The sequence below is a fragment of the candidate division WOR-3 bacterium genome, from assembly GCA_039803925.1.
GTDB lineage: Bacteria > Hydrothermota > Hydrothermia > Hydrothermales > JAJRUZ01 > JBCNVI01.
In genome coordinates this window covers 64631-75451 of sequence record JBDRZL010000007.1, presented here as the reverse complement: position 1 = coordinate 75451, position 10821 = coordinate 64631, and the positions used below count along the sequence as shown (strand labels likewise).

At 26.7% G+C, this 10821-nt stretch carries 8 protein-coding genes and 1 tRNA gene; 3 read left to right on the top strand and 6 right to left on the bottom strand.

Annotation, left to right across the window (positions count from 1 at the left end; translation table 11 throughout):
* The first annotated feature begins 76 nt into the window (after positions 1-76).
* From ABIN17_04655 to asnB, 3 genes are read left to right on the top strand one after another with little or no spacing between them, the layout of a single operon-like run.
* Positions 77-1030: an NAD-dependent epimerase/dehydratase family protein gene (locus ABIN17_04655; GenBank protein MEO0284347.1), complete on the top strand. Its 954-nt coding sequence runs from the start codon at positions 77-79 to the stop codon at positions 1028-1030.
* Positions 1031-1981, top strand: a complete 951-nt coding sequence (locus ABIN17_04650) for a glycosyltransferase family 2 protein (protein MEO0284346.1) — start codon at positions 1031-1033, stop codon at positions 1979-1981.
* A gap of 3 nt (positions 1982-1984) precedes the next feature.
* Entirely contained in the window at positions 1985-3835 is a 1851-nt protein-coding gene (asnB, locus tag ABIN17_04645) for an asparagine synthase (glutamine-hydrolyzing) (GenBank protein ID MEO0284345.1), read from the top strand.
* Here the strand turns inward: asnB and ABIN17_04640 are convergent.
* The 6 genes from ABIN17_04640 to ABIN17_04615 form a co-directional block, all read right to left on the bottom strand.
* The gene (locus ABIN17_04640) at positions 3825-6539 is read right to left on the bottom strand and encodes a T9SS type A sorting domain-containing protein (GenBank protein MEO0284344.1); all 2715 of its coding nucleotides are present in this window, start codon (positions 6537-6539) and stop codon (positions 3825-3827) included. The two genes, asnB and ABIN17_04640, sit on opposite strands and share 11 nt — an antisense overlap.
* A gap of 32 nt (positions 6540-6571) precedes the next feature.
* Positions 6572-7597: a glycosyltransferase family 4 protein gene (locus ABIN17_04635; protein MEO0284343.1), complete on the bottom strand. Its 1026-nt coding sequence runs from the start codon at positions 7595-7597 to the stop codon at positions 6572-6574.
* A complete protein-coding gene (locus ABIN17_04630) occupies positions 7575-8114 on the bottom strand; it encodes an FkbM family methyltransferase (protein ID MEO0284342.1) in 540 nt (179 codons plus the stop codon). Before ABIN17_04630 ends, ABIN17_04635 begins: the two co-directional genes overlap by 23 nt.
* Before the next feature lie 188 nt (positions 8115-8302).
* Positions 8303-8374, bottom strand: a tRNA-Gly gene (locus ABIN17_04625).
* Positions 8375-8418: 44 nt separating this feature from the next.
* Positions 8419-9006 carry a class I SAM-dependent methyltransferase gene (locus ABIN17_04620; protein MEO0284341.1) on the bottom strand — a complete coding sequence of 196 codons (588 nt, stop codon included), beginning with the start codon at positions 9004-9006 and terminating at the stop codon, positions 8419-8421.
* Complete coding sequence (locus ABIN17_04615) at positions 8996-10396, bottom strand: hypothetical protein (protein MEO0284340.1); 1401 nt, start codon at positions 10394-10396, stop codon at positions 8996-8998. The genes ABIN17_04620 and ABIN17_04615 overlap by 11 nt, the downstream gene beginning before the upstream one ends.
* Between the last annotated feature and the right edge of the window lie 425 nt (positions 10397-10821).

Sequence of the window (10821 nt, the reverse complement as noted above, 5' to 3'; positions counted from 1 at the left end):
AATTTGTGATATTTGGAGGCGGAATAGTTGCAGAAATTTATAGATTTAAAGGTATTTAATGGTTTAAAATTAAAAATTGAAAATCTTAATAACAGGAGTTGCCGGTTTTATAGGTAAAAATCTTGCCTTTAAATGTCTTCAAAAAAATTATGAGATAGTGGGTATAGATAATTTTGACCCATATTACGATATAAATTTAAAAAAGAAAAATCTTGAAGAACTTAGAGATTTCAAAAATTTTAAATTTTTTAATATTGACATACTTGATAAAGAAAATTTAAAAAAAGTAATTTTAAATGAGGAACCAGAAATTATTATTCATCTTGCAGCAAGACCCGGTGTTAGGGCTTCCATAAAAGACCCATTTACATATTTTGAAATAAATATTAAAGGCTCTCTTAATATACTTGAAACTATAAAGGATAATAAAATTAGATTGATTTTTGCTTCCTCCTCTTCTGTTTACGGAAATAAAAAGGGTAAGTTTTCTGAAAAGGACACCAAAATTACTCCCGTTTCTCCATATGGCTTTTCAAAAAGAGTAGGAGAATTGCTTTGCGAGACCTACAATAAACTTTACGGTATAAAAACTATTGTTCTCAGATTTTTTACAGTATACGGTCCTTCCCAGAGACCAGATATGGCTATTCATCTTTTTACTAAAAAGATTTTAAAAAATGAAGAAATAGAAATCTTTGGTGAGGGGAAAACAAAAAGAGATTATACCTATATTGATGATATTACAGATGGTATAATTAATGCTATAGAATTAAAAGATTACGATTTTGAAATTATAAATCTTGGAAATTCAAAACCTGTCTCTATATTTAAGGTCATAAAAATTCTTGAAAAACTATTAGGTAAAAAGGCTAAAATTAAATTAGCTCCTTTACCAAAAGGAGATGTGATAAAAACTTATGCTGATATAGAAAAAGCAAAAAATATTTTAAAATATAATCCAGTTACTCCACTTGAAAAAGGAATTGAAAATTTTTTAAAATGGCATGAAGTTAATTGTCCCTGTATTTAAATGGAAAATAAAAATTTAATTTCAATTGTTATACCTATATATAATGAGGAAGAAAATTTAGAGGAGCTTTTTAATAAATTAAAAGAATCCCTTCTGAAAAATAAAATAGAAAATTTTGAGATAATACTAATTGATGATGGCAGTAAGGATAATTCATGGGAAATAATAAAGAAATTTAAGGAAAAAGATGAAAGAGTAAGGGGAATAAGATTTTCAAGAAATTTTGGTCAGACACTTGCCATTTATGCAGGATTTCAGGAAGCAAAGGGTAATACTATTATTACTATGGATGCAGATCTTCAAAATGACCCTGAGGATATTAAGAAACTTATCGAAGAAATGGAAAGAGGGTATGATGTGGTAAGTGGCTGGAGAAAGGAGAGAAAAGATCCTTTTTTTACAAAGGTTTTACCTTCAAGGATTGCGAATTTTATGATTTCTTTTATTACAGGTGTAAAACTGAAAGATTACGGTTGCACATTAAAGGCATATAAAAGTGAAATTGTGAAAAATTTAAGGCTATATGGAGAAATGCATCGCTTTTTACCCGCATTATGTGCTTTTGAAGGAGCAAAAATAAAGGAAATTCCTGTAAAGCATAATAAGAGATTAAAGGGGAAAAGTAAATACGGACTAAAAAGGGTTTTTAAAGTATTGCTTGACCTTTTAACTGTAAAGTTTATGGGTAGTTATTTACTTAAACCGATTTACTTTTTTGGTTCAATAGGTATAATTTTTCTTTTTCTAAGTTTTATATTTACAGTCTGGACAATTTATGATAAATTATTTTTGAAAGTGTGGGTTCACAGAAACCCTAAAATTTTAATTGCCTTTATGTTTTTCCCTGTTGGAATCCAATTTATTTTAATGGGTCTTTTAATGGAAATATTGATAAGAAATTATTTTGAATCCCAAGGAAAAACTCCTTATATAATAAAAGAAAAAATTTAAAAAATGTGCGGAATCTGCGGGATTTTAAATAAAAAGGAAGAAAAAATTAATTTTGAAATTTTAAAAAAAATGAATGAAACATTAAAAACAAGAGGACCTGATGATGAAGGTTTTTATATAGAAGATAATATAGGATTAGCAATGAGGAGACTTTCAATAATTGACCTTGAAGGTGGAAAGCAGCCTATTTTCAATGAGGACAAATCAATATGTGTTATTTTTAACGGCGAAATATATAATTTTGTTGAGTTAAGGGAGGAACTTATAAAAAAGGGGCATTTTTTTAAAACTAAAAGCGATACAGAAGTTTTAGTTCATCTTTATGAAGAAAAAGGTGAAAATTTTCCAGAATATCTTAATGGAATGTTTGCAGTTGCATTATGGGATAAAAGGAAAAAAAAACTTATATTAACAAGGGATATTGCAGGAGAAAAACCCCTTTATTATGGAGATTTTAATGATTTTTTTATATTTGCTTCAGAATTAAAGGCAATTCTTGCAAATCCCCTTATAAAAAGGGAAATAGATTTAAAAGTTCTTAACCTTTATTTTACTCTTGAATATGTTCCTTCACCCTATTCAATTATTAAAAATATAAAAAAATTAAAACCGGGTCATACTCTTATATACGAAAATGAAAGAATTAAAATTAAACCTTACTTTAAATTTGAAAAAAAGGAAATAGAGAAAAAAAATTTATTAGATTACCTTGATGAGATAATTTCAGATTCTGTAAAAATTAGATTAAGAAGTGATGTTCCTCTTGGGATCTTTCTATCAGGAGGAATTGATTCTTCCACTGTTACCTATTATGCAAAAAGGCACAGTGATTTAATAAAAACCTTTAATATCTCCTTTAAAGAACCCTCTTTTGATGAATCAAGATTTGCAAAAAAAGTTGCCTTTTGTTTAAAAACAGAGCACTTTGAAGAAGTTTTTGATGAGAATAAAATGTTAGAGATTTTACCAGAAGTTTTTGATTTTTTAGATGAACCTTTCGCTGATGCATCCATTTTACCGACCTATTTACTTTCAAAATATACAAGGAATTTTGTGAAGGTTGCACTGGGAGGTGATGGTGGAGATGAATTATTTGGGGGTTACCCAACTTACTTTTCTCATAAAATTATGGAAATTTATAAATTTTTACCTTTTTATTTAAAAATTTTTTTCTCTTTTATTGGAAAAAATTTACCCGTTTCTTATTCAAATTTTAGTTTTGATTTTGTGGTTAAGAAATTTCTTGAAGGTGAAGGTTTTAATATATGGAAAAGACACCTTGTATGGATGGGAGCCTTTAGTGAGGAAGAGAAAAGAAAACTTTTTAAGGATTTTCTTTATCCTGATTCAGTTTTTAATCTTGAAGAATTTGTTGAAAATACAGTTTCCTTTTATCCTAAAAATTTAAACGATTTATTAAGGTTTGACTTTAAAACTTATTTGTCAGAGGATGTGCTTTTTAAGGTGGATAGAGCCAGTATGGCAGCCTCCCTTGAAGTAAGAGCACCTTTTCTTGATAGAAGAATTATTGAATTTGCCTTCAGTATTGATAGTAATAAAAAATTAAAATATTTTAAAACAAAAGTAATTTTAAAAAAACTAATGAAAGATAAATTGCCTCCTGAAATAATTAAAAGAGGGAAAAAGGGTTTTGGAATTCCTGTTGCAAAATGGATTAAAGGACCATTAAAAGGTGAGTTTGAGAATATAATTGAGGAAGAAGATGAAATTTTAAATAAAAAATTTGTAAAACAATTGTTTGATGAGCATATAAAAGGAAAAAAAGATAACAGAAAAAAATTATGGACAATTTATGTTTTTTTAAAATGGAAAAAAAATTACATTAATTCTTGATTATGAAAATCTTTTTCTTTAAGATTTCCTTATCTTTCTTTTTTATGCTTAAAAAATAAATTCCCTTTTTAAGATTTAAATAAAAATTTTTCATTCCCCTTTCGTAAGAACCTTCAAATATTTTTCTTCCAGAAAGGTCAAAAATATTTAAATAAAAAGGAAAATCAGAATTTATAGAAATTATATTTTTGTTTATATTGAAAGAAAAAGAAAAATCTCTTTCAAATATTTCTTCTATTTCAAGAAATCTTTCAAGAATTATCTTACCTTTTATTTTATTTTTATTTCTGTCAACAAAGAATAGGGAATCGATAGTGATTGTATCACCTTCTCTTACTGTTGGATTTCCTCCATCTGTGGAGAATTGAATTATAAATATTGTATCGTTTAAAAGTTCTAATCTCTCTGCATTTCCATTACCACTTAACCAGGAATGATTAAAGGATAATTTAAAAACTGAGTCAATATTTGTTCTACTAATGTTTTTTATCAATATAATAGGTTCAGAAAATTTTATAATAGTATGGTCAAAATTAGAATTTGGATTGGGAGAAAAGGGTTTATAATCATAAAAAATTGCAGATGAAATATATGGATTTTTATTATCAAGAGAACCTGTTGTTTTTATTTTCTGGGGAATTATCTTGTTACCACCAAGGTCTTTAATTTTGTTGTTATTTGAGACATACACTGAATCATCTCTTAAAAGTGGTTCTTTTCCAAAACCGTTGAATAAGATTAAAAAAGTATCCTGTGATTTCCATAAAGTCTGAACTGAATATCCAGAATTTAGCCATGAATTTTTTATTGGAAACCATGAATCAAGAGATTCAGGAGGAATGGGCGGTGTATTGGTTTTTTCTGAAAATATCATGATGACGGTATCACCTGTTCCAGCACCATTATCAGGTGTATTTCCATCGGTTAAAATTATCTTCTTTAATTTAGGAGGATTTAAATCATCGTATGTTCCACCTATTAAGGAATAAGAAAGGGAGGAATTCTTCCAAATATCCTTTATAAATTTCTTTAAAATTTTTATTGTATCACCAGGCTGGGGTGGTGAAAGAGCATGGTATAAATAAATATAAAGAGTATCATCACTTTTCCATCTAACAGAATCAGAACCAAGTAATGTTCCACCTGATATATAAAACAATGTATCAATACCCGCTAAGCTTATATAGGGTTTATTTGTTTTTTCATTAAAAACTATGATAAGCCTATCATCAATATCTATTCCTGATTGTGAAATATTCCCATCACTTATGAAGCAGTTAGTGATAAGAGGTCCTGTTGTATCAAGGTCATAGGTAAAATAGATTCTGTTAACTCTTGGACTTTTGTTGGAGGATGTTTTATTAATAAAAATTCTATACTGGAAATATCTTGAATAAGGATTAAGGTGAGTGATAGTATCTCCATTATTTAAATAGGGTAAAGAACTCCATGGAGGAGCATTTTGAAGTGAGTCAAGGGTATCACCTCTTATCTGAACTCTTACATAATTTAAATTTTCACCTTCAATAAAAACTCTTTTAAAAAAAGTTGCCCCTTCTTTTTTGTTCCTTGAAATAAAAACTGATGATTCAAGGTCACCTGATGAAAAGTAATCTGCCTTAAAAATTTTAGCAGGTCCATAGGTTCCAACAAGGAGTTCATAATCAGAGGTTTGGTATACATAGTAAGCTCTGGGTAATAAACCTATAATTTCAAAATTTTTTCTGTCAATACTTCTATATACTTTTGAAAAGGTTGCTGCATATATACTTTTGTCCTTTCCAAGTGTTAATCCATTAAATATCTGTGAATTGTCAAGGTATATTGTGGTATCAATGGTTTTAGTTTCTATATTGAAAACTCTTATTACACTTGATTCTGCTTTAACTACAGGAATATAAACACGATTAGTAATTGAATCAAAAACAATTTCTCCTGCATCAAAGGATCTATAGGAAGGATAAAGATTAAACCAGCTTCCCTGAGGAGGATTGTAATCGGAATAGTAAATATTTCTAAGTCCATTGTAATAAAAAATTCCAAGGAGGAAAGTATCAGAAATAGAGTAATGTGGAACTATACAGCTTTTCTCCAGAAGTATGTTATTAGCAATCTGATGTGTTGAGTAACTTGAAAAAAGGTCATTTGATTTTATCCACTGATACTGTCTTCCTGAAGCTGCACTTATATAAATTCCAGGGAAATTTTTATATAATTTAACAATATTATTTATACCAGGAAATGTAATTGGTGGCCATATAAAAGAGTTAGAATTTACATCAAATTTATATATATATCCGAGGTCTTGACCATACCTTTTTCCACAGGAAAGGAAAATATTTCCCTTTTTTAAAATATCATTCACTGTTTCAGGAGGAAATTCTTGAAAATTGGGATAAGGTGGAAATTCATTTAAAATAGTTAAGTTATTAGAATAAAAAATTTTTGCATAGGGATACGATTTTAAAAAATAAAAAAAACCATCAATTTCAGTTATTTTTGATACTTTTGATAAGGATGAAGTATCAAGTTCAAAAAGTGGTATAAATCCTGAATATTTTAAGGATAAACTTCCCCCTGGTTTAAAATAATCAAGATTATTTATGTTTAAGAATTTTGTTGTATCATAAAAATAGAATTGATCTTTACCTCCTGTCCATGTGCTCTGGGACCAGATGTAAACGATAATGAAATTTAAAATCATATTTAAATCTTAAAGCAAAATAAATTCTTAACTCAATAAAAATTTTCTTTTAAGTTATAAAAATAAATTAAATTTTCTATATATTTATCCATGTTGAATTTTTCTATTACTCTTTCTCTTGCTTTTTTACCAATTTCTTTTCTCAAATTTTTGTCATTTATTATAATTTCAATTTTCTCTTTTAAATCTTTTAGGCTTTTATTCCTTACTAAAAATCCAGACTTATTATCTTCAATAATTTCTGGAACTGCTCTTTCAGCAAAGGCAACACAGGGTAATTCAGAGCTCATTGCTTCAATTAATGAAAATCCTAAGGCTTCAGAATGAGATGGAAAAACATAAATGTCAGAGGCACATAGTAGAGATTTTGTATCCAGGGAAAAATTAAGGAAATAAACATTTTCTGGTGCAATCCTTTTTAGTTCCTTAAAATATTTTATATCTTGAATTGCACCCTGAAGAAAGAGTTTTAAATTTTTATACTTTTCTGATAGTTCCTTAAAAACCATTATTAATTCTTTCTGTCCCTTTTTTTCCTCAAATCTTGAAGTATTGGAAATTACAATTTCTTTTTCACTAATTCCAAATTTTTCTCTGAAATTTTTCCTTAAACTTTCATCTCTTTTAAAATAATTTACATCCACTCCTGGGTAAATTAAAACTATTTTATCTTTATCTATAGGTAAATTTTCTTCCAGTTCTTTTTTAACACATTCAGAGATTGCGAAAATTTTATCAATTTTTTTATATAAGAATTTGTGATAGAGATCCTTTTTTGAAACATTAAGCCCCATCATATTTGTAAAGAAAATTTTTTTTGCCTTCAAAAAAAGTGAAAAAATGATATCAGAGGATTTAAAAAAATGAACTATATCCCAATTTTTAAATATTGCTTCATTAAGATTTATTTTACATAAATCTTTTATTTTTAGTTCTGATTTTTTGTTAAGGAATATTGTCACATTTAAGCCTTTTTCTCTCAATTTAATTGCTGTTTTTATAAAGTAAATTTCAAGTCCACCTTTAGATTTTGAGTTAAGGAAAAATAGAATTTTCATAATAAAAAAATAGAACATCCTTTGAAATTATTTTTTCTTTGTATCCTATTTTTTTTAGGAAAAATAGAATTTCATTTTTTAGATTTTCACTATGAATACTTATTAGAATAAGGGGTTTTTTAAATTTCAATATTTTCTGTGAGCCCTTTAAAACCTCAAATTCTGCACCCTCAACATCAATTTTTATAAAGTCAGGTTCATCAAATTTTTTTTCATAAATTAGATAGTCAAGTGTGAATGCATCCACTAAAAAGTTACCATAATTTTTTATTTTTCCTTCGGTTCTATCATCATTTAATTCAAAGAAAACTTTTTTATTTTCTGAATAAATTGCAAAATTAAAAACATAAGTATTTTTAAGATTATTTAATTTTATATGTTCTTTTAAAAAATAGAAATTAAGAGGATGAGGTTCAAAGGAGTAAACTTTTCTCCCTAATTTTGAAAATATAAAAGAATAATACCCTATATGAGCTCCTATATCATAATATATTTTGTCAGGTTTTAAATATTTTATTATTTTTTTAATTATATTTTTTTCATATATTCCTATCCATTGGGAAATAAGACCTGAACCGTATAAAATTCTTATATTTTTTGCAGGACCAGTTAAAATTCTTAACTTTTTTCTTTTAGGAATTATTTTAAAGGGTATTCTGATTAATTTACCGGGTAAAGTTTTATGGTGAAAGATAATTCCTTAAAAGCGGGCGACGGGATTTGAACCCGCGGCATCCAGCTTGGGAAGCTGGCGCTCTTCCACTGAGCTACGCCCGCATCTCTAAATATATTTTATTTTAATTCTTTAAAAAAAATCAAGTCTATTTCTCAGCTCTTATCCATATATTTAATCCAAATTCAAAAAATCCTGACTTAATTTTTTTTCTTTCAAAACCTCCTTTGATGAGGAGTTCGATTAATTTCTTCTTAGAAAATAACTTTTTATGTTCTTTTATCTCTTCATAACTTAAGATTTTTAAATTTGATAAGAATTTTAAAATGAAGTCTGTCCAGAAATTTGGAGTCGAGAGTATAAGTATACCCCCTTTTTTTAATATCCTTTTTATTTCCTTAATTATTTTCAAAAGTTTGTCCCTTTCAATGTGTTCAAAAACAGCAAGAGAAGTAACAACATCAAATTTTTCCTCTTTAAAAGGGAGGTATCTAATTTTTTCAAGGTCAGTTTTTATTAATTCAATATCCTTTACTCTATTCTTGGTAATTTTATCAATTCCTATTTTTTTTCTGAATTTAATCATGGAAAGAAAAAAAGGAAAATATCCGCAGCCTATGTCAAGGATTATACCTTTTCTTTTTTCTTCAGGTATAAGAGAATCTGCTTTTTTTGCTCTTAGTTTTGCTAAAAGATTTTCAATTAAACCAGTTCCTCTTGTAAAACTATTTTTCATTTTTTTTGTAAATGTAAAAGGGAAAAATTAAAACAAAAAGGGTTAATAAATTTATAAAAATTTTTAAAATAAAAGGAAGTTTTATATATTCTTCAAGATTTATAAAAGTATAGTTTGTAAGCCCTTTTTTAAAAATAAGAAAAAATTTCAAAACAGTAGGATTATATTCTATTCCTGCATACATAACAATTGAAAGGTTAATAATAAAGGAAAGAATTAGTGAATTATAAAATAAGAAGTTTTTTTCGCATTTTAAGAGTAATAAGTAAAGGAAAGGTATAGCTGGTAAGAAAAATTTGGGAATAGGGTATCCACCACCGTAATTAATTTTACCTGTAAAAACACACACAAAGAAGGAAGTTAAAATTATAGATATTATAAATTTAAAATTTTCTATTTTTAATATTTTTTTGATATTTATTAAAAGAACAAGGATGAATAGATTATGAGGTATTATTCCATAATTTATGCTGAAAAGGGAAGGAAAAATTTCTTTAATATTTCTAAGATCAATACCCATATACCCTGGTTCAAGCCAGTGTTTTGTTACCTCGTATCTAAAATGATATGGAGTAAGGTATGGTGCACCAAAGATCAAGGTGTGGTAAAGAGATAAAACTGTAATGGGCAACAAACTTCCAGTAATAAAAGGTAATATTTTTCTTTTATCTTTTAAAAAAAGATAGATTAAAAAAATTATGTAGTAAATAAAAAAGGTGTAATCGAAACCTATAGCAAGTCCTGAAAGAAAACCTGATAGAGAAAATTTTTTTTCATAAAAAAGAAAATAATAAGAGATAAAAATTAAGGAAGAGGAAATTCCTTGAGTTATAATAGTAGTAGATGAAAAAAATAGATTTGAAGTAATAGCAAATAAAAGAGGATATAAAAGGTCTAATTTTTCCTTTTCAAGGTGGACAATTTTTAAATAAAGATAATTTTGATAGAGAGAAAGAGGTATTACAAAACTTATTAAAAAAATTAAAGTGGTTAAAATTAAAATAAACCTTAATTCAGGTTCAGGATAAGATAAAAAGAAATTACCATATCTTCCTGGATTTTTAAGAAAAAAAAGATTTTGTTTTTCTATAAGGTTATATATTTTAAACTTTAATTTTTCAGGGAAGATTTTGAAAAAAATTTTTGAAATTAAATATGAAGGTATAGCAAAAAAGGAAGTAAAGGGAGCAAGACCAGAATAAAAGTGCCCATCCTTATAACTTACATCGGTATGGATAACATATGGGTCAATATTAAAAGTTTTTCTATCTATAAGGGATTTGGTTAATAAAAGGGCAGGTATTTTCGAATGAAAGCTGTAATGATTTATAAAATAGACATAAAGAATAAAAAGTGAAATAAAAAAAATTACAATTTCCTTTCTAAACATATTTTTTGAAAACTTAAAATTTTTTTTTATAATATTTTAAAATGAATTTTAAAAGATTTTTGGTATTATTTTCAATTTTGAGTTATACTTTAATTTATTTTAAATTTTACCCTGCTTTTTATTCCTTTGCTGATGAAGGGACTTATGTAATACAGGCTGAATTTTTATCAAAGGGTGAATTAAAATTTCCTGATTGGGTAAGGGGAATGGGTATTCATGAGGGAAGAATTGGTATGGTTTCAAAGTATCCTCCCTTTTATTCCCTTATATTTTTATCTTTACCTTTAAAAATTAATTTTTATTTTATTTTCTTTGTTTCTCTTTTAATTCATCTTTTCTCCTTTTTTATTTTATATAAAATATTAACTTTTTTAAATATAGATCCCTTATTTTCCCTTTTGTATCTATTTCATCCTTCTTTTATT